General features: G+C 59.9%; 18 protein-coding genes. 8 read left to right on the top strand and 10 right to left on the bottom strand.

Annotated features, from left to right (window positions below):
• Positions 1–132 precede the first annotated feature (132 nt).
• The 4 genes from HY308_05305 to gnd are packed head-to-tail and all read right to left on the bottom strand — an operon-like array spanning position 133 to position 3,457.
• Positions 133–357, bottom strand: a complete 225-nt coding sequence (locus HY308_05305; GenBank protein MBI3897700.1) for a helix-turn-helix domain-containing protein — start codon at positions 355–357, stop codon at positions 133–135.
• 25 nt (positions 358–382) lie between these two features.
• Positions 383–1,078, bottom strand: coding sequence for a 6-phosphogluconolactonase (pgl, locus tag HY308_05300; GenBank protein MBI3897699.1), 696 nt, complete (start codon positions 1,076–1,078; stop codon positions 383–385).
• Positions 1,079–1,083: 5 nt separating this feature from the next.
• Positions 1,084–2,544, bottom strand: a complete 1,461-nt coding sequence (locus tag HY308_05295; GenBank protein ID MBI3897698.1) for a glucose-6-phosphate dehydrogenase — start codon at positions 2,542–2,544, stop codon at positions 1,084–1,086.
• Position 2,545: 1 nt separating this feature from the next.
• On the bottom strand, positions 2,546–3,457 hold the full coding sequence (gene gnd / locus HY308_05290) for a decarboxylating 6-phosphogluconate dehydrogenase (protein MBI3897697.1): 912 nt from the start codon (positions 3,455–3,457) through the stop codon (positions 2,546–2,548).
• A gap of 253 nt (positions 3,458–3,710) precedes the next feature.
• On the opposite strand from gnd, the gene HY308_05285 reads away from it, so the two are divergent.
• From HY308_05285 to HY308_05275, 3 genes are all read left to right on the top strand, one after another.
• The gene (locus HY308_05285; GenBank protein MBI3897696.1) at positions 3,711–4,256 is read left to right on the top strand and encodes a sigma-70 family RNA polymerase sigma factor; all 546 of its coding nucleotides are present in this window, start codon (positions 3,711–3,713) and stop codon (positions 4,254–4,256) included.
• Complete coding sequence (locus HY308_05280) at positions 4,253–4,951, top strand: anti-sigma factor (protein MBI3897695.1); 699 nt, start codon at positions 4,253–4,255, stop codon at positions 4,949–4,951. Before HY308_05285 ends, HY308_05280 begins: the two co-directional genes overlap by 4 nt.
• A gap of 137 nt (positions 4,952–5,088) precedes the next feature.
• The gene (locus tag HY308_05275; GenBank protein MBI3897694.1) at positions 5,089–5,478 is read left to right on the top strand and encodes a hypothetical protein; all 390 of its coding nucleotides are present in this window, start codon (positions 5,089–5,091) and stop codon (positions 5,476–5,478) included.
• Positions 5,479–5,770: 292 nt separating this feature from the next.
• On the opposite strand, the gene purL is transcribed toward HY308_05275, so the two are convergent.
• The 3 genes from purL to HY308_05260 form a co-directional block, all read right to left on the bottom strand.
• On the bottom strand, positions 5,771–9,700 hold the full coding sequence (gene purL / locus HY308_05270; protein ID MBI3897693.1) for a phosphoribosylformylglycinamidine synthase: 3,930 nt from the start codon (positions 9,698–9,700) through the stop codon (positions 5,771–5,773).
• 156 nt (positions 9,701–9,856) lie between these two features.
• Positions 9,857–10,966, bottom strand: a complete 1,110-nt coding sequence (gene bamC / locus HY308_05265; protein MBI3897692.1) for an outer membrane protein assembly factor BamC — start codon at positions 10,964–10,966, stop codon at positions 9,857–9,859.
• Between the two features lie 12 nt (positions 10,967–10,978).
• The gene (locus tag HY308_05260; GenBank protein MBI3897691.1) at positions 10,979–11,857 is read right to left on the bottom strand and encodes a 4-hydroxy-tetrahydrodipicolinate synthase; all 879 of its coding nucleotides are present in this window, start codon (positions 11,855–11,857) and stop codon (positions 10,979–10,981) included.
• Between the two features lie 238 nt (positions 11,858–12,095).
• Here HY308_05260 and HY308_05255 point away from each other — a divergent pair, with 238 nt between their 5' ends.
• The 5 genes from HY308_05255 to HY308_05235 all read left to right on the top strand — a co-directional run bounded on the left by HY308_05255 (position 12,096) and on the right by HY308_05235 (position 16,507).
• A complete protein-coding gene (locus HY308_05255) occupies positions 12,096–13,253 on the top strand; it encodes a PQQ-dependent sugar dehydrogenase (GenBank protein ID MBI3897690.1) in 1,158 nt (385 codons plus the stop codon).
• 69 nt (positions 13,254–13,322) lie between these two features.
• On the top strand, positions 13,323–13,499 hold the full coding sequence (locus HY308_05250; GenBank protein ID MBI3897689.1) for a hypothetical protein: 177 nt from the start codon (positions 13,323–13,325) through the stop codon (positions 13,497–13,499).
• Positions 13,500–13,541: 42 nt separating this feature from the next.
• Positions 13,542–14,378 carry a mechanosensitive ion channel gene (locus tag HY308_05245; protein ID MBI3897688.1) on the top strand — a complete coding sequence of 279 codons (837 nt, stop codon included), beginning with the start codon at positions 13,542–13,544 and terminating at the stop codon, positions 14,376–14,378.
• The gene (locus tag HY308_05240; protein MBI3897687.1) at positions 14,371–15,210 is read left to right on the top strand and encodes a magnesium transporter; all 840 of its coding nucleotides are present in this window, start codon (positions 14,371–14,373) and stop codon (positions 15,208–15,210) included. Before HY308_05245 ends, HY308_05240 begins: the two co-directional genes overlap by 8 nt.
• A complete protein-coding gene (locus tag HY308_05235; GenBank protein ID MBI3897686.1) occupies positions 15,200–16,507 on the top strand; it encodes a magnesium transporter in 1,308 nt (435 codons plus the stop codon). The genes HY308_05240 and HY308_05235 overlap by 11 nt, the downstream gene beginning before the upstream one ends.
• A gap of 31 nt (positions 16,508–16,538) precedes the next feature.
• Here the strand turns inward: HY308_05235 and HY308_05230 are convergent, their stop codons facing one another.
• From HY308_05230 to HY308_05220, 3 genes are all read right to left on the bottom strand, one after another.
• Positions 16,539–17,021 carry a hypothetical protein gene (locus tag HY308_05230; GenBank protein MBI3897685.1) on the bottom strand — a complete coding sequence of 161 codons (483 nt, stop codon included), beginning with the start codon at positions 17,019–17,021 and terminating at the stop codon, positions 16,539–16,541.
• 5 nt (positions 17,022–17,026) lie between these two features.
• The gene (locus HY308_05225) at positions 17,027–17,572 is read right to left on the bottom strand and encodes a TIGR00645 family protein (GenBank protein ID MBI3897684.1); all 546 of its coding nucleotides are present in this window, start codon (positions 17,570–17,572) and stop codon (positions 17,027–17,029) included.
• 126 nt (positions 17,573–17,698) lie between these two features.
• A complete protein-coding gene (locus tag HY308_05220; protein ID MBI3897683.1) occupies positions 17,699–19,342 on the bottom strand; it encodes an FAD-dependent oxidoreductase in 1,644 nt (547 codons plus the stop codon).
• Between the last annotated feature and the right edge of the window lie 13 nt (positions 19,343–19,355).

Raw genomic sequence — 19,355 nt, 5'->3', positions numbered from 1 at the left:
CACCGCAGGTCGATGCTTTGTATGGCACCAAGAAAACTTGGTCTCGCTGTCGCTTCCGAAGACGGAAACTATTTTTGGCAGAGTAAAATTTAATTTGGGCGTTTGCCGGAAAGACAATGCTGACTTAAACTCCTATTTTTTTTTGCGCGGCGTACGCGGATTTTTTTTATAAACGCCGCGCTGCTCGCGACTCTCGATAAACGTTTCAACGTCGTCGGACGTGGTCAGCCAATTGCGGCCAAACTTGCGCGCGCGCAGCCGACCGTTCTCCGCTAGCCGGCGCAGATAGTCGCCCGAATAGCCGTAGGTCTCGGCCGCCTGCGATAGCGTAATGAGGTCGTCTTTCTTTTTTGCCATGACTTAACCTACTGGTCGTTTGTACCTACGCCATCCCATCCGGCCAGGCAGTCGCATCGACCAAAATCTCAACACCTAAAGCTGGCACGATTCCGGCCGCCGGAATCGCGTCGCCACGGCGCCACGCCGCCATCGCCTCGCGCTTGTGCGCGCCGGCGACGACAAACAATACCTGCTGCGCCCGGCTCAGTCGGCGCGCACTCAATGTTACCCGCTCCGACGGCGGCTTCGGCGCCTCGCGCACGGGCAACACATCAACGGTATCGCTCGGATTCCACAGGCCGGGGAATAAACTCGCGGTATGGCCATCCTCACCGAGACCGAGCAACACGAGATCGAATAACTCGACCGGCGCCAACCGATCGGCATACAGCGTCGCCGCTTTTTCCGGTCCAAATTCGGCCGAAATCGGCCGGATCTGCGCACCGGGAATCGCTACATGGTTCAACCATACCTGGCGGGCGCGCTGGTCGTTGCGATCGGTGTGACCGGCCGGCAGACAGCGCTCGTCGCCAAAATAAATATGCCAACGACCCCAATCGGACACCGCCCCTGCCAACTGAGCGTACAGCCGCTGTGGCGTGTCGCCGCCGGCGAGAACGATGGAAAAATGGCCGCGTAGCTCGATCGCTTGCGCCGCCGCCCGCAGAATGGCGCGGACCGCGTGCAGCTCAAGATCTTCGATATTGGGATAAATATGCCAGCGACGGATTTGTTGCATGCGTTTTAGCCCTCGTTACGCCAAGCCTGATCCTTGTGATCGAACAGACGGTTCGCCTCTTCCGGACCGCTGGTGCCCGCGGGATAAGTATGGACGAAATCTTTATTTTTCGCCCAATATTGCAGAATTGGGTCGACCACCCGCCACGACCATTCGACCTCGTCGAATCGTAAAAACAGGCTGCGATCGCCTTCGATGACGTCGAGCAGCAGCGTCTGGTAAGCCTCCATCGACACCACTTGGGTCGTGCGGTACGAGGCATTCAACGACAAGGGACGCGAGCGCAGGACGAGCCCGGGCTGTTTGGCTTGGATCTCCAGGCGCATGCCCTCGTCCGGCTGGATCGACAAAATAATCCCGTTGGGATCGATGCGGTCGCCGGCGCTACCGTCGAACAATAATTGCGGCGGCTGCCGGCAACGAATGGCAATGAACGAGGTCTGCCGCGCCAGGCGCTTACCCGTGCGCAGATAGAACGGCACGCCGTGCCAACGCCAGTTGTCGATATAAAACTTGGCAGCGACGAAGGTCTCGGTGGCGGAATCACGCGGCACGTTCGGCTCGTCGCAATAACCGGGCAGCCCATTGCCGGCGACGTACTGCCCACGCACCGCGTAAGAATCGACGGCGTCCAGCGGAATCGGTCGGATCGAACGCAGTACCTTCACCTTTTCATCCCGTAGCGCGTCGGCCTCGAGCTGTGCCGGCGGTTCCATGGCGACGACCGCCAGCAGTTGCAACAAATGATTCTGCACCATATCGCGCAACGCACCGGCACGATCGTAATAGTCGGCACGATTGCCAATGCCGCCGGCCTCGGCGACGGTAATCTGCACGTGGTCGATAACCTGACGATTCCAGATCGGCTCAATTAACGTATTGGCAAAGCGGAACACAAACAGGTTCTGCACCGCTTCCTTGCCGAGGAAATGGTCGATGCGATAAATCTGCTCTTCGTCGAAATACCGATGGAGTTTGGCGTTCAGTTGACGCGCGCTGTCGATATCCTCGCCGAACGGTTTCTCGACGACGATGCGGTGGCGACCACGCTGGCGGTTGATGCCGGCGCGATTGAGATGCTCCACGACATCGTCGAAATCGGCCGGCTTGATAGCTAGATAAAATATTATGTTCTCGCAATTCGCGTGCACGCGACCGAGCCGTTGCAGCAATCGTTGGTACATCGCGGCATCGTGCAAATCGCCGCTGACATAATCGAACCGCTGCGCGAACGATGCGGCGGCATCCGACCGGTAATGCTCCGGCAACCGTTCCTGTAGTACACCCTGCAGATACGACAACCACTGCTCGCGCGGCATCTCCCGGCGCGCACAAGCGACAAAACGCAGTTTCGGCGGTAAGTGGCCGTTGACATCGAGCTGATACAACGCCGGCAACAACAGCAGGCTGGCGAGATTGCCGGTCGCGCCGAAAATAACGAAGGTACAGGGTTCGCCGGTTGCCATGTCAAACCTTCGGCTTCAGTCCGTGGCCACCGAAACCCTGGCGCATCAACGCCAACAACCGCGCGGCGTAATCCGATTTTCCCTGGCTGGCAAAACGCATCATGAGCGCCAGGCTCATCACCGGCGCCGGCACGCCCTGCTCGACCGCCTCGATCGCCGCCCAACGGCCTTCACCAGAGTCGGCCACATACGGCGCGACATTGTCGCGGCTCGCATCTTCGGCCAAGAACTCGGCCGTAAGGTCGAGCAACCAACTGCGGACGACGCTACCGTGGCGCCACATCTCGGTGATTGCCGCCAGATCAAACGAAAAATCGTCCCGCGCTTCCAACAACGCCAGCCCTTCGGCATACGACTGCATCATGCCGTACTCGATGCCGTTATGAACCATCTTCACGAAATGACCGGCGCCGACCGGCCCGCAATGTAACCAACCGCGATCCGGTGCCGGCGCCAACGCCTTTAGCACCGGCTCAATTTGGCGTACCGCCGGCGCCGCCCCGCCGACCATCAACGCGTAACCTTCTGCCAAGCCCCAGATACCGCCGGAGACGCCGGCGTCGATGAAAGGCAGACCGCGCGCACTGAGGGTCGCTGCCCGGCGCATCGAATCTTTGTAATGCGAGTTAGCACCATCGATGACGATATCGCCGGGTGTCAGTAATCCCGCCAACGAGACGATTTGCCGTTCGGTAATTTCACCGGCCGGCAACATCAACCACAGCGCGCGCGGTGTGGCGAGTTGCTCGACCATGTGTTCCAGCGTATCCGCCGGCACGCAGCCGGTCTCGTCAGCCAATGCGCGCGTGATCGCCGTGTCGCGATCGTAAGCAACGACGTGGATATCGGTGCGCCGCAACCGCCGCACCATATTGCCGCCCATGCGGCCTAAACCGATCATACCGAGTTGCATGCGACGTTCGTCCAAGTGATTACATCAGAGCTGAGTAAAATCGGATGGCTCGATCGAGGTCGAGCACCGGAATATCGAACCAGACGACGGGATTAGCCATGCACTCCCTCCAGGATCACGTGACGAGCTCGAACATTATCGCTCGCGCTGGCCGGATCGTCAGCCATTTCACACTAACGCTCGCGCAATGCCCACGCGCATTACCCGGTACTGTCACTGCATCCAGAAACACACGACCCACGTAGTAACTTTCATGACTCCCGTCGATGAGCTGGCGACACTGCTTGCGCGTTGTGCGCAGCGCGACCGCGCGGCACTCAAGCCACTCTATCGGCTGACCGCACCGCAACTATTCGCCATCGCCCTACGTATATTGAAGGTCAGTCATCGCGCCGAAGAGGCATTGCAGGACGGATTCATGCGTATCTGGCAACACGCCGCCGACTATCGACCCGAACGCGCCCCGCCGATGGCGTGGATGGCGACCGTCGTGCGCTATCAGGCGTTAGATCTGCGTCCACACGACGCCATCATCGATGTCATCCGTCCGCCGTCGATGGACAGCGACATCGATCACCCATCCGGCCCATTGCCGCATACCGAACGCCAGCACCGGGCCCAAGGGTTACAGCGCTGTCTGGAACGACTCGATGCCAAGCAGCGGCAAACAATTCAGCTGGCGTTTTACCAAGGCTTAACCCACTCGGCGCTGGCGGTACACCTCAACGAAAAACTCGGTCCCGTCAAAAGCCGGGTACGACGCGGTCTCGACCGCCTGAAGATCTGCTTCGACGAATGAACTACCGCGACCCCACATTGCGCGAAAGACTGGCGGCCGAATTCGTGCTCGGCACGCTGCACGGTGCCGCCCGCCAGCGCTTCCTGCGCTTGTTACGTACGGACGCTGCCCTGCGCGCCGATGTCACCGCTTGGGAACGTCGTTTAAGCGAGTTATTGCTACAAGCGGCAGCACCACCGGTCGCGCCGCCGGCACGGGTTTGGCGAGCGATCGAGCGCCGGCTCGATAACCAGCCGCATTTGCCCGGATGGCGCCAGCGGTTATCGTTCTGGCGAACGTTCGCCATCGGCGCCGTGGCGGCAGCGTTACTGCTTTACATCGGCGTCACGCCGCTAACGTCGCCACCAGCAGCACCATCGTTCATGGCGATGCTACAAGACCGCCAAGCGCAATCGACTTGGTTGATCAACACGACTCGTACCACCGGCGAAATCGTCATCAAACCACTGCAACCGCAAACGCTGGCGCAGCAGCGTGCGCTCGAGCTTTGGTTGATCCCCGCAGACGGTACCCCACGATCGCTCGGCTTGATTGCGCCCACCGACGCCACCACCCTGGTCGTCGCCCAGGCACTGCAACCGATGTTGATTCCAGGCGCGCTATTAGCGATCAGTCTCGAACCCGCCGGTGGCTCGCCAACCGGCTCACCGACTGGGCCAGTGTTGTTCAAAGGCGCCTGGCATTCATTGAGCTAACTATCGCCAACCATCAGTGCTCCTGCGCTTTTGCTGCTCGCCGTCTATCTGCGACTGACCGACGATTGTCTAACGACGACTCACACCGAGTTCCCATTGAATCATAGTGGTCGGGGATGGAACCCACAGGAGCACCAATGTATTCACCAGCGCACGTCGTCGCCGCTGTTGTAGCAGCGCTAATCGCCGGCTGCGGCAATTCGACCAGCGGATCCACGGCCGGAGAAGCAGCAGCAGGTAAAGCCAAGTTGTCAGCAACACAACTTGATCTCAAGTGGAACCCAAACACCGATACGATCACCGGCTATTTGGTTTATTACGGACGGAGCAGCGACGACACTCCGACGTTACTTTCCGACATCAGCCTCGACAGTCCCGGCTTCAATCCAAAAACCCCCAGCGTGAGCTACATCGCTGAGCGCGACCTTAGTCTTACGACCGGCGATTTTGTTTGTTTTCGGTTAAAGGCGTACGCGCGAGGTCTTGAATCGGCGTTTTCCGAATCGACCTGCGGAACGATCATCTAAGGAGGGACAAATAGTTCGGTGACTCGCTCGCAAAAGCGCAGCAAAAAAATTCTGCGCTTTTGCGTCTCCGCCTAAAAATTAATTCAGAACGCCATGGCACTACCTTAAATGAATATCCCCTCTCCCCGCTTGCGGGGAGAGGGCGAGGGAGAGGGGTACGTGAAGTATCGATGGTTTTACTTTCACCCCCTCTCCCTAACCCTCTCCCCCGAAAAGCACGGGGGAGAGGGAATAAGAGGCAATGGGGCGTTACTTGAAAATCGTTAAGGTAGCGCCAACGAATTCAGAACGCCTACCCGACCCATACGCGCGCATTGCGGAACATACGCAGCCACGGGCCGTCTTCGCCCCATTCGTCCGGGTGCCAGGAATTCGCCACGGTGCGGAACACGCGTTCCGGATGCGGCATGAGGATGGTGAAGCGGCCGTCCGCCGTGGTCACGCCGGTGATGCCGTGTGGCGAGCCGTTCGGATTGTAGGGATAGCTCGCCGCCAGATCGCCGCGGTTGTCGACGTAACACAACGCCACTTGCCGATCGAGGATCAGCCGTTGCATCTGCTCTTCCGAGCGGAATTCGGCGCGACCCTCGCCGTGCGCCACCGCGATCGGCAACATCGAGCCGGTCATGCCACGGAAAAATAGCGATGGATTATTCGGAATCTGCACGCGGCAGACGCGCGCTTCGAACTGCTCGGACAAATTGCGCACGAAGTGCGGCCATTGCTCTGAGCCCGGGATCAGCTCGCGCAAGTTCGACATCATCTGACAACCGTTGCACACGCCGAGCGCGAACGTGTCGCTGCGTTGGAAGAACGCGCCAAACTCGTCGCGCGCACGCGCGTTGAACAAAATCGATTTGGCCCAACCCTCGCCGGCGCCGAGCACATCGCCGTACGAGAAACCGCCGCAGGCAACGAAACCCTTGAAATCTTGCAAGCCGATGCGGCCGTCGATGATGTCGCTCATGGTCACGTCGACCGCGCTAAAGCCGACGCGCTCGAACGCCGCCGCCATTTCCAATTGGCCGTTGACGCCCTGCTCGCGCAGGATCGCCATACGCGGCCGCGCACCGCGACCGATGAAAGGCGCGGCAACTTTTTCGCTCGGATCGAACGTCAGATCGGCCGATAATCCCGGGTCTTTGTTGTCGAGCAACCGATCGTATTCCTCTTGCGCGCATTGCGGATTGTCGCGCAGCCGCTGCAAGTGATAGCTGGTCTCGGACCAGGCGCGGTGCAAGTTCACGCGCGAATCGTAAAAAATATCTTTGCCGTTGTGGCGGAAGCTGACGAGGTCGTCGTCGCTGACCGAACCGATGATGAACGATTGGCGCCCGAGTCCGGCCTTCTTCAAGGCGCCGAGAATACCGTCGCGACGCGCGCGCGGCACTTGCAACACTGCACCCAATTCTTCGCTGAACAGCGCCGCCACCGGATCGCGCCCGAGCGCCGTGAGATCGATGCTGACACCGGTGTGGCCGGCGAATGCCATTTCGCAAATCGTCGTGAACAAGCCGCCGTCGGAGCGATCGTGGTACGCCAACGCGAAGCCGAGCTCGTTCAATGCCTGGATCACATGGAAGAACAAGCGCAGCGTGCGCGGATCGTCGACATCCGGCGCTTCATCGCCGATTTGGCGATAAACCTGCGCCAGCGCCGAGCCACCGAGGCGATTCTGGCCTTTGCCGAGATCGACCAGAATCAAATCGGTCGCACCCTTATCGGTCCGTAGTTGCGGCGTCAGCGTCTTGCGTACATCCGTCACCGGCGCGAACGCCGAGATAATGAGCGACAGCGGCGCGGTGACGGCGCGTTGCTCCGCGCCTTCTTGCCACACCGTCTTCATCGACATCGAATCTTTGCCGACCGGAATCGCAATGCCGAGCGCCGGACACAGCTCAAGTGCTACTGCGCGCACGGTGTCGTATAGCGCCGCATCTTCGCCCGGGTGGCCGGCGGCCGCCATCCAATTGGCCGATAGCTTCACCTCGGGCAACGCCCGGATACGGGCGGCGGCGATGTTCGTTAACGCTTCGCCGATCGCCATGCGGCCGCTAGCGGCCGCATCGATCAACGCGATCGGTGTGCGCTCGCCCATAGCCATGGCTTCGCCGCTGTAACTTTGATAACCGCTCGCCGTCACCGCGACATCGGCGACCGGCACCTGCCACGGACCGACCATCTGATCGCGCGCGGTAAGACCGCCGACGCTGCGATCGCCGATGCTAATGAGAAAGGTCTTGTCGGCCACGGTCGGTAGACGCAACAGGCGATAGACCGCATCTTTGACGTCGATCTCTTTGGTGTTGAATCCGACGAGCTTACGCTTAGTACGCTTCACCTCGCGCTTCATGCGCGGCGGCTTGCCGAGAATAACGCCGAGGTCGACGTCGATCGGCCGCGCGCGCCGTTCCGACTCGGGCGACGCGTCCATGTCGTTGTCGAAATAACTGTCATGCACCAGCAGATGCGTCTCGGCAGTGGCCTCGCCGATAACGGCGTACGGGCAACGCTCGCGCTCGCACAAACGCACGAACGCCTCGATCTGATCGGCAACGATCGCGAGCACGTAGCGCTCCTGCGATTCGTTGCACCAGACTTGCATCGGCGACATACCCGGCTGATCGTTCGGGATTGCGCGTAGCTCGAAGCGACCGCCGCGGTCGCTGCCGTGCACGATCTCCGGTACGGCGTTCGACAAACCGCCGGCGCCGACGTCGTGGATCGACAGAATCGGATTTTCGTCGCCGAGCGCCCAGCACTGGTCGATGACTTCCTGGCAACGTCGTTGCATTTCCGCGTTCGAGCGCTGCACCGAGGCAAAATCGAGATCGGCGGCGCTCGTGCCGGTGGCGACACTCGACGCGGCACCGCCGCCGAGACCGATCAACATCGACGGACCGCCCAGCACGACGATCTTGGCACCCGCTGGGATCGATAATTTCTCGACGTGGTCACCGCGGATGTTGCCGAGACCGCCGGCGATCATGATCGGCTTGTGGTAACCACGCACTTCGCCGGCGACGGTTTCTTCGAACGTACGGAAGTAACCCGCTAGGTTCGGTCGGCCGAATTCGTTGTTGAACGACGCTCCACCGATCGGGCCTTCGAGCATGATCGATAGCGCCGAGGCGATACGTTCCGGCTTGCCGTTGTCACCCTCCCACGGCCGCACGGCACCGGGCAGACGCAAATTGGACACCGAGAACCCGGCGAGCCCCGCCTTCGGCTTGGCGCCGCGGCCGGTCGCACCTTCGTCGCGGATCTCGCCGCCGGAACCGGTAGCGGCACCCGGGAACGGCGAAATCGCCGTCGGGTGATTATGCGTCTCGACCTTCAGCAGGATGTGCGTGTCATCCTCGTGATAGCCGTACTCGCCGGTCGACGGATCGGCGAAGAAACGGCCGATGCGCCCGCCTTCGATAACGGCGGCGTTGTCCTTGTACGCCGACAACGTGCCTTTCGGATTTTGCGCATGGGTCTCGCGAATCATGCCGAACAGCGAATGCGTCTGGCGCTTGCCGTCGATCACCCAGTCGGCATTGAAAATCTTGTGTCGGCAATGCTCCGAGTTCGCCTGCGCGAACATCATGAGCTCGACGTCGGTCGGATTGCGTTTGAGGCGCGCGTAGTAATCGAGCAGATAATCGATTTCGTCCGGCGCTAAGGCCAAGCCGAGTTGCTGGTCGGCGGCTTCCAACGCCGTGCGGCCGTTACCGAGCAAATCGACCAATGCCAACGGTGTCGGCGCCGATCGCTCGAACAGCGCCGCCACCTGGTCGACTTCGACGAACACTGTCTCGGTCATGCGGTCGTGCAACAACGCGGCGATGCGCTCGCGCTCGTCGCTACTCAGCGCCACGCCCTGCTCGTGGGTAACATGCCAAGCGATGCCGCGCTCGAGACGATCGATCTTGGTAAGGCCGCAGCGTCGGGCAATATCAGTCGCTTTGCTCGACCACGGCGAGATCGTGCCGACCCGCGGCACTACCAACAACAATTCGCCGGTAGCAGCGAACTCGACCGCTTGCGACTGCGGGCCATAACGCAGCAAGCGATTGAGCACGGCATTCTCGGCCGTATCCAAGGTCTCGCGCAGCAAGACGAAATGCCAGTAACGCGCTTCGACGCCGGTTAGCGCCGGTACCCGTTTTTGCAATTCAGCGAGCAACCGTTCGCGCCGAAACGCCGATAGCGCGCGGCTAGCGGGTAGACACAACAACGGTGGCTGGTCGATCGAAGCGGTCTTTGCGACTTTGTGATCACCCGAGGTCATGCGCTAACTCCTCATGAACCATCGGCCGTACTTTAACTGTCCCCATTCCCCGGCAACGGCGAGTGAGAATCGAGTTCCTCACGTGGATCCTTAATCGCGGCACTACTTAAGCTGCTCTTGCAGCAGGCTCAAAATACGCTCGCCGATCTTGGTCGCCTCCGGCGCACCGTCCTTATTCAGCACGGCGACCGTCGTGCCGGTTTCTATCGGCTGCAAATGAACCTGGTATTGATTCTTCGCTGGCTCTTCCGATCCGAGCCATCCCGAGAACCAACCCTTCTTGGTCTGCGTGTCGGGATCGATGTAGCGCACGTAATACACGCCCTTCGAGCGGTCGCGATCCTCAACGGTAAAGCCAACGCGATCCAACGACAGACCGACGCGACGCCAAGCGCGATCGAGGCTGTCTTGCAACGTCAGCAACGGCGCTCCGTTATTGTCGTGTCCGAGACTCGCGTTCGGCGGCGGCACCTCGGCTTTGATGGCGGCCGTCACTGCTTTGGTCGCTGGCTTTTCCATGCCGCCGGCGATGTGCGCTGCCAGATGTTGCAACAACTGCGCTTCCAACGCCGGGTCGTTCGGGCGCGAATGCCAATACACTTCTTTTGCCGAGGCACCGCGGCCGGTGCCTTGCACATCTTGCTCCAGGCCACGCTGGCTGACATAGATCTCGGTCGTACCCGGCGTCAGGCCGTGCTCCAAACGCAGCCGATATTTATCGCGCATGCTGCTCGACGTCAGACTCGAGAAAAACTTCGCAATGTTATTCGTCAAACTGCTCTTGACCAGCAAGTCGCGGCTCTCGGCCCATTCGGTTTCGATCGTGCCAGCCGTTTGGTCTTCCGCCTCAATCAGCAGACCGCTTTGCAGAACAAATTCGCGCACCGAATCCCATAACTGTTCCGGTTTCGCTTGCACGATCAAGAAACGAGTCTGCCCTTCGCGGCCGAGCTTTACTTCGGGGTATTGCGGCAACACCGTGGCGTCGGCCGCTGGCGCCGTCGTTTTCTGATCGCCGGCATAGTTAGAATAAGTCGCGGCATTAGCGCCAGTCGATTGGTCCGGGCCGGACATACCGGGTGGAACGTCGAGCGGCGGCAACGTTTGCGTGTTGCCGTAATCGATGTGGCGCTTTTCGTTGATCGTTTCGCAGCCACTCGCCAACAGCGCCGCTAACAAGCACGCGCTGACTTTAAGAAAAGAATGTTTCACCGGTATACCTCGTTAGGCAATGACACCCGCGGTGCGCATCGCCGACCGCACCCTTTCATGGTGCTTCTCCGACAGCGATGTGAGTGGAAGGCGGATACCGCCTTCAATCAAACCCATTTCCTGCAGGGCCCACTTCACGGGGATTGGATTAGATTCGACGAACAGTCCGTTGTGCAGTCCCATAAGCCGTTCGTTAATGGCGCGTGCCTGCGCTTCGTTACCGGCGCGAGCGGCAGCACACATCTCATGCATCAGGCGCGGCGCGACGTTGGCCGTCACCGAAATATCGCCCTTGGCGCCGAGCAGAATCAGGTCAAGCGCGGTCGCGTCGTCGCCGGAATAGACATCCAGCTTGTCGCCGCAACGACGCAGGATTTCGCGGCTGCGATCCAGGTTACCGGTCGCCTCTTTGATACCCACTATATTAGGTATGGCCGCGAGCCGTTCGACGGTCTCGGGTAGCATGTCGACGGCGGTGCGACCGGGGACGTTATAAAGGATCTGCGGGATCGGCACTGCCTCGGCGATAAGCTTGTGATGCCGGTACAAACCTTCTTGGGTCGGCTTGTTGTAATACGGGGTCACGAGCAAGCAAGCGTCGGCGCCGGCCTTCTCGGCACAGCGAGTGAGCTCAAGTGCCTCGGCGGTGGAATTCGCGCCAGTGCCAGCGATCACCGGCACGCGATCGGCGACATAGTCGACGACCAACCGAATCACTTCGCAATGTTCTTCCATATCGAGCGTCGGCGATTCGCCGGTGGTGCCGGCTGGCACGATCGCATCGGTGCCTTGCTCGATATGAAAATCCACCAACCGCTTGAGCGCCGCGCGATCAAGCGAACCGTCTTCCCGCATCGGCGTTACGAGCGCCACTAAACTGCCATGAAACATAAAGGCTTGACCTGCTGAGGTAAAACCGGAGAAACCGGCATGGTACTTGCCCATCCGGGCGCTGACAAGCCAACAGAACCGCCAAACGCGTTACTTAACGTCATTCCTACAATGACGGGAATAACACCGGAGAAGTTCCGACCCGCTCGTGGTTTATTCGCGGCGCCCACTACGTTATAAGACCGTCATGTCACGCTATTGGTGGATCGCTCTAGTGTTGTTGACGCCGACCGCGGCCATGGCGGCCAGCGCCTGCCCGGAACCGGTCGCTAACGCTGTCATTCCCAGTATTGCGCTCAAGGAGATAGCAACCGGTCTGCACCAACCCGTGCACATCACCGGCAGCGGCGACGGCAGCCATCGGCTTTACGTCGTCGAGCAAGCCGGGACGATCCGGGTAATCGACAACGGCCATCTACAAGCCACGCCGTTTCTCGACTTGTCGTCCAACGTCGAGAGCGGCGGTGAAAAGGGTCTGTTCAGCGTCGCGTTTCATCCGCGTTACCGCGCTAACGGCGCACTGTTTATCGACTACACCGCGCGCGTTGGCGGCAAGCTGGTGACGCATGTCTCGCGGTTGCAACGCGGCGCTGACGGCCGTGCCGACGCCACCAGCGAGCAGGTGTTGCTGGAAATCGAGCAGCCGTACGCCAACCACAACGGCGGGCAACTCGCCTTCGGTCCCGATGGCATGCTTTATATCGGCATGGGCGACGGCGGCTCGGCCAACGATCCGCACGGCAACGGCCAAAAGAAAAACGCGCTGCTCGGCAAACTCCTGCGTATCGACGTCGATCGCACCGATCCCGGCAAGCCCTACGCCATTCCGACGGATAATCCGTTTCGCGGCCAAGCCGCTTATCGTCCGGAGATTTGGGCGCTCGGCCTGCGCAATCCGTGGCGCTTTTCGTTCGACGCCGGCAACGGCTGGTTGTACCTGGCCGACGTCGGTCAAAGCGCGCGCGAAGAAATCGACGTCATCGATAAAGGCGGTAATTACGGCTGGAACATCATGGAAGGTGACATCTGCACGCCCGGCGTGAACCCGAAATGCGATGCCACCGGGCTAAAACCACCGATCCATACATACCACTACAGCGAGTTCGGCTTTTCCATCACCGGCGGTTTTGTCTATCGCGGTCGCGCCGTGCCCGGACTGTGCGGCACCTATTTGTACGGCGATTATGTGAGCAAACGCCTCGCCGGTCTGCGTTACGACGGTCATAAGGTGACACGGCAGCAAGAACTCATCGGTCCGTCGCTGACCGACAAGATCGCCGGCAAGCTCGGCATCACTACCCTCCCTAACATCAGCAGCTTTGGTCAAGACGACGAGCTCGAACTTTACGTCGCCGACCACAGCGGCGGTCGCGTTCTCAAAATCGTCGCACCGTAGTGCACTTCATCCTCGGCCGACGGATCTCTGCTCGGTTGTGCGCGGCATATACTTACAAAGCGCTGGCCTATGACGTTGCGCGTCGCACCGGAAATCCGCCGGATGATCGATGGCGGCCGACCAGCGTCGGAAATTCGCGAGCAAGCTAACCTCGAAGGCATGACTGATCTAACACAGCATGCGGTACAGTTGGCGAAAGAAGGAAAAATTACCTTGGAAAAAATGTACTTGGTCAAACAGAGTTAGCGTATTTAACCGGCAGCCCGGGGTTGCCGCTGCGAGACAACAATGAACGACATGGTTAATTGGATTCACACCCTCGTCAGCGACTTTTTGTATTGGTTCGCGCCCACCATCGACTACCTGCCAAACATTCTCGGTGGTCTCGGTCTGTTAATGCTTGGATGGATCGTCGCCCGCTTATTGAGCGGCGGTGCGGTACGTCTGGTCAATTTGCTGGAGCATGCGATCCTGCAACTGGTTAAACGCCCGTTGCCACCCGGAACATCGCTGACACCGACGTGGGGTCGCGCGCTCGGCAGCATCGTCTTCTGGGCGACGATCCTGTTCTTCCTGGCGCTGGCGACGCAAGTGCTCGAGCTCGATGCTTTTACCGCCTGGGTCAACCGCGTCGTGTTCTACTTGCCGACGCTGTTCGTCGGTGCGCTTATCGTCCTTGCCGGCTTTCTGGTCAGCACGCTAGCGCGCGATGTCGTCATCGCCACCGCTCCGCTCGAGGAACATCAACGGCTACTGCTCGGCCGCCTTGCCCAACTCGTCATTCTCGTCACCGCCGTCGTCATCGGTGCCGAGCAGATCGGCGTCAACACCACCTTCCTCGTCATCTTGGCGTCGGTGGTACTCGGGACTTTCCTCGGCGGCGTCGCCTTGGCGGTGAGCTTAGGCAGCAAGACTTTCGTCGCCAATCTCATCAGCGGCCAGTCGGTGCGCACGCTCTACCGTGTCGGTCAACGAATTCGTATCGCCAACTACGAAGGCCGGATCCTCGCGCTCACGCCGACGGCCGTCATCCTCGAAACCGCCGAGGGTCGCGTTACATTGCCCGCCAAATTTTTCAGCGAACAACCGACCGTGCTGCTGATGGGCAACGACCCGAATGGCTAAGGTCAACGGCCTGACACGCGCCTTCCTCGAAGCCCATCCGGCCGAGGCAGCGCGCGTGCTCGAGCACGTACCACCGGCCAATTGCGCCGCGCTGCTCAATTCGATTTCCGGCCAACTGGCGATCGATATCTTGAAGCACTTGTTGCCGGCACACGCCGCGCGCTGTCTGGAAAATCTGAAACCGCGATTGGTGATCGTGCTATTGCGGCGGTTCGCGCCGCAGGCCGGCGCCGATCTGCTACGACATTTACCGGATGAAGCGCGCGAACGCTTACTCGCCCAGTTGCCCGCCGGTATTGCGCTGACGCTGCGCTTACTGCTGAGCTATCCCGACGACACCGTCGGCGCCTGGATCGATTCGCGCGCACCGGCATTGCCGCCCGATGCCACCGTCAAAGAAGCCTTGGAGCGCTTACGCCGCGCGCATCACGACCTCGGCGATTATTTTTATGTCGTCAACATCGATCAACGCCTGCAGGGCATTGCTCGGTTGGCCGATGTCGTGCGTGTGCCCAACAAGACGCCGATCGCCGAAGTCATGAAACAACCGGCACCGACGCTGTCCGCACGCGCGCCGTTGTCGGCGGCGCAGGATCATCCGGCATGGCGCGATTTTCACGCGCTGGCGGTGGTCGATCACCACGGCCGTTTCATCGGCGCGTTGCCGTACGGCGCGCTGGTGCGCGCTTGCGCGCAGCAATCGTCGACATCGACACCGCAACTGGTTGGCGACACGCTCAATACCGTCGTCAACACGTACTGGTTCGGTGTCGCCAGTGTCATCCGCGCTGCCATCTCCTTCTTCAACGTTCGCAACCGCCATGAGCACTAGCGCCGTTTCCGCCATCGTTGCGCTCAACCGCCGCTTCCTGCTCGGTCATCCGACCGAAGCCGCCAAGCACTTAGAGGCGATGCCGACGCGTGCCGCCGCCGAAGTGCTGACGGCACAACCGGCAACCGTCACCGTGTCGATCTGGCCGCACTTGGTGGCCGACGTCGCCGACGCCCTGTTCGCGCAACTTCCGGATGCCACCGCGCGCCATCTGCTCACCGGCCTCGAACCGACCGCGGCTACGGCGCTGCTCAACCGCCAGGATGTCGACAAGCGCGCGCACTACCTGGCGATCCTCGACACGCGCGTCGCCACCGAATTGCGATCGATGTTGCAGTATCCAATAGATACCGCCGGCCGCTTAATGAACCCGCACATCCTGCCGTTCCGCGGCGACATGACCGCGCGCGAGGCGCTGAATCGATTACGCGCGTTGAAGTCACACGCCCGCGGCGAGCTGCTGTTGATCGACGACGACGGTTTACTCAGCGGCCGCGTCGAAATTCACGACGTGGCGTTAGCCGACCCGCGACAAAAATTGCAGTCGATTGCTAAACCGGTGTTGGCGGCCGTAACCGACACCGCACCGCGCGAAGAAGTCGTCGAAAAACTGGAACAGTACAAACTCGCCGGCCTACCCGTGGTCGACTTCGCCGGTCGCCTGATCGGCATGATTCATCAATCGGCGTTGGTAACCGCCCTGCAAGAAGAGGCCAGCCTCGACATTCAAACCATGGTCGGTGTCAGCAAAGACGAGCGCGCGTTGTCGGGCGTCACGTTTTCGGTCGGCAAGCGCTTGCCGTGGCTGCACATCAATTTGCTAACCGCATTCATCGCCGCCTCGGTCGTCGGTCTATTCGAAGACACCATCGCTAAATTCACCGCCCTAGCAGTGCTGATGCCGGTCGTCGCCGGCCAAGCCGGCAACACCGGCGCGCAAGCACTAGCAGTGACGATGCGCGGCTTGGCGCTACGCGAAATCGGCGTGCGTCATTGGCCGAAGGTGGTCTTCAAGGAAATCAACGTCGCACTATTGAACGGCTTGGCGATAGCCGTGACGACAAGCGCCGCCGTTTATCTCTGGAGCCGCTCGTACGGTTTGGCGTTGGTGATGGGCATCGCCATGGTGCTGTCGCTTTCCACTGCGGGTCTAACCGGTGCGTTAATTCCGATCATACTCACTCGTCTCGGTCAGGATCCGGCACAGGCATCGTCGATTTTGCTGACGACGGTTACGGATGTGGTTGGCTTCTCGTCGTTCTTGGGGATTGCGACGTTGTTGTCGATGTTGTTGTAGGAGTTGAATCGCCCCTACGGGGCGATTCAACCTACCGAACAAAATCCCCCACCTCCCCCCGCCGCCACTTCGCCCGCAGCACGCGCCACTCACCCTCTTCCTCCGCCAACTCAAAATCGAACCGAAAAAGGTCCGCCTCGAGCCGCGCCAACTCTTCGGCACTCGCCACCGGCCGCCCCGCCATGCCGACAAACAACACCACCTGCGCCTGCCCTGGTTGCGGCAACGTCACCTCGTCGATACGCGTATAAAGATGAATCGTTTGTTGCCGCAAAAAATAAAACCGCAACACACCCTCGATCGCGCGCCGATCGTTGCCGTCGTCATCGCGATAACGTTCTGAAATATAGCCGCGCAACGCGGCAAGATCCTTCTTCTCGGCCGCCTGCTCAGCCTGCTCCAATAACGAACGCACGCGCGCCTCCGGCGACTCGCGTTTCGTGCAATCGGCTATCCCCAAAAACAAAAACGCCGCCGCGAACCAGAAGAGGATTCGACGGCGGCGCTTAGGCATAGCGACTAGTGGTCGTTTTGCTTCTTGCCATGCGATGTACCTTCGGCAATGCGGTCCATGACCGTGAACAATACGCCGGAGACAATCAGCACGACGTGGATCAACACCTTCCAGGCGATCGGCCCGCTCCAGGACAACTGTTCCGGCTCGAGTCCTTCGACTTTCACGAACGTCTTCAACAACTCGATCGCCGAAATTGCAACGATCGAGGCGATCAATTTCACCTTGAGGCCGGAGAAATCGACCTTGCCCATCCAGGCCGGACGATCTTCGTGATCACCGGTATTGATCTTCGAAACGAAGTTCTCGTAACCGCTGAAAATGATCATCAATAATAAATTCGCCACCAGCGACATATCGACCAACGTCAGTACCGACAGAATGAGATCGCTTTCGCTGCTGCTGAATAAGTGCGGCACAATATGGAAAAATTCTTGCACGAACTTCACCAGCAACATACCGATGCCGACGACCAGGCCGATATAAAACGGCGCCAATAACCAGCGACTGTTGAACATCAAGATTTCGAGAGCGTGTTCGATTTTTTTCATGGCATCAATGAACGACGATTGGAAATTGCGGGGCATTATTCGAGGGAACAAATGTAGATGCAAGCGCAAAAAAACAGCGCGGATGCGAAGATCGCGTCCGCGCCGATATGACAGTACCAAATTGATTTACGCGGCTTTCGGCATACCACTACGCAATAGCTTTGCCAGCTCGGCAGCAGCGCGCTTGCCTTCGGACGCACCGCCTTCCATGTATCCCTGAAAGTCGCCCGAGGTATGCTCGCCGCAGAACAGCACGCCGCCTTGGCGCACCTTCTCGTAACCGCCGAATTGCGTGTACTGCCCGGCGCGATAATACGCATACGAGCAACGCGCCAGCGGATTCAAGTGCCACAACGACTGCGTCGCCTTACCGCTCCAAAGCGCGGTCAACCCGGGAAATACGATCTCCGCTTGCTTCAACGTACGTTCGGCGTCGGTAACCACCTGCGGTTGGCGTGCTGTGCCGAACGGTGTATCGGTTACCATCGCATCGACCGGCTTGCCACCGAGGAAAAACGTGAGAATGCCGTTCTTTCCGGGCTGCGCTCGCGTCACTTCCCAAGTCGCTTGATAACCGGTGTCGGCGTAACTCGAACCGTTGCCGCGACCGGGCCAGGGGCCGCGGCCGCGCCACAAACGCTGACTGAACTGCAATTGCAGCTTGGCACTATGACCGGCGCCGAGCTCGCGAATCGCCTGCACTTTGCGCTCGTCGAAATCGGCTTGCGCAAAATCAAGCTCGCGCAACACGGTGAACGGCAACGCCAATACGACGAAATCTGTTTCAACGTCGTTCGCGCCATCGAATGCCAAACGATAGGTATTGCCGGTTTTGCTGACGCTCTTCAGCGCCATGTTGTGGCGCACCGTCTGCTCGCCGAGAGCCTTCGCGATCGCCTTTGGCAGTTGATCGTTACCGCCGCGGATGTGGAAACGCTCGTCGGATTCGCCGAAGACCGACAAGCTCTTGCCGCTTGCGTCCGGTTGCGAGCCTAGCAAATAAATCAAATTGAGCGCCGATTGATCGATGGTGTCAGCGCCGTACTCGATAGCGTAAGCCACATCGAGCAACTGACCGAGCGGCGAGCTATGTCTACCGGCTACACGCGAGTCGATCCACTCGTGCACGGTCATGCGATCCAGTGCTTGTGACGCCGGCGTAAACGAATCCCAACTCACGTCACCCGCCGTTTTGGTATCGTCGGTCAGCGCTGCAAAGATCTGCGAGAAATCCCGATCGGCGTCTTTCTTCGAATAGTAGCGGCCAAAGAAATGATAGACCTCATCCGAACCTTTCGGCTGCGCATCGAGCAGATTATCGAGCGGTAGATTGAAACGCTTCGTGAGCGATCGAATCGTCGTGTGATCGGAATCGATCAACTCACCACCCCACTCGCTCACCTGGTTGCCATCCCACGTGTCGGCGCGGCTGGAAAACATACGGCCACCTACGCGATCGGACGCCTCATAGACTGTCGCCTGAATGCCGCGACGACGCAGTTCGTACGCGCACGTCAAACCGGCAATGCCAGCACCGACGATGGCAATACGTGGCGCGGTTTTGGCGAAGCTCGGCCGCGCCAACGGCAACGTCAGCGCGACGGCACCGACAACGCTGTAGCGCAGAAAGTCACGCCGCGTCTCGGTCTGCACGGCACGCGCCTGGCGCCGCAACTCCTGCAACTGCTCGACCTCGATACCGAGACTACGTGCCGTACGATGATCGGCAAATAATTTCTTCAGGGCAGACAACAGCGGGGTTTTGGCCATAGAAATTCCTCGT

The organism is Gammaproteobacteria bacterium (assembly GCA_016199745.1).
In the GTDB taxonomy this organism is placed as follows: domain Bacteria; phylum Pseudomonadota; class Gammaproteobacteria; order Acidiferrobacterales; family Sulfurifustaceae; genus JACQFZ01.
This window is presented reverse-complemented; position numbering and strand designations above follow the sequence as displayed.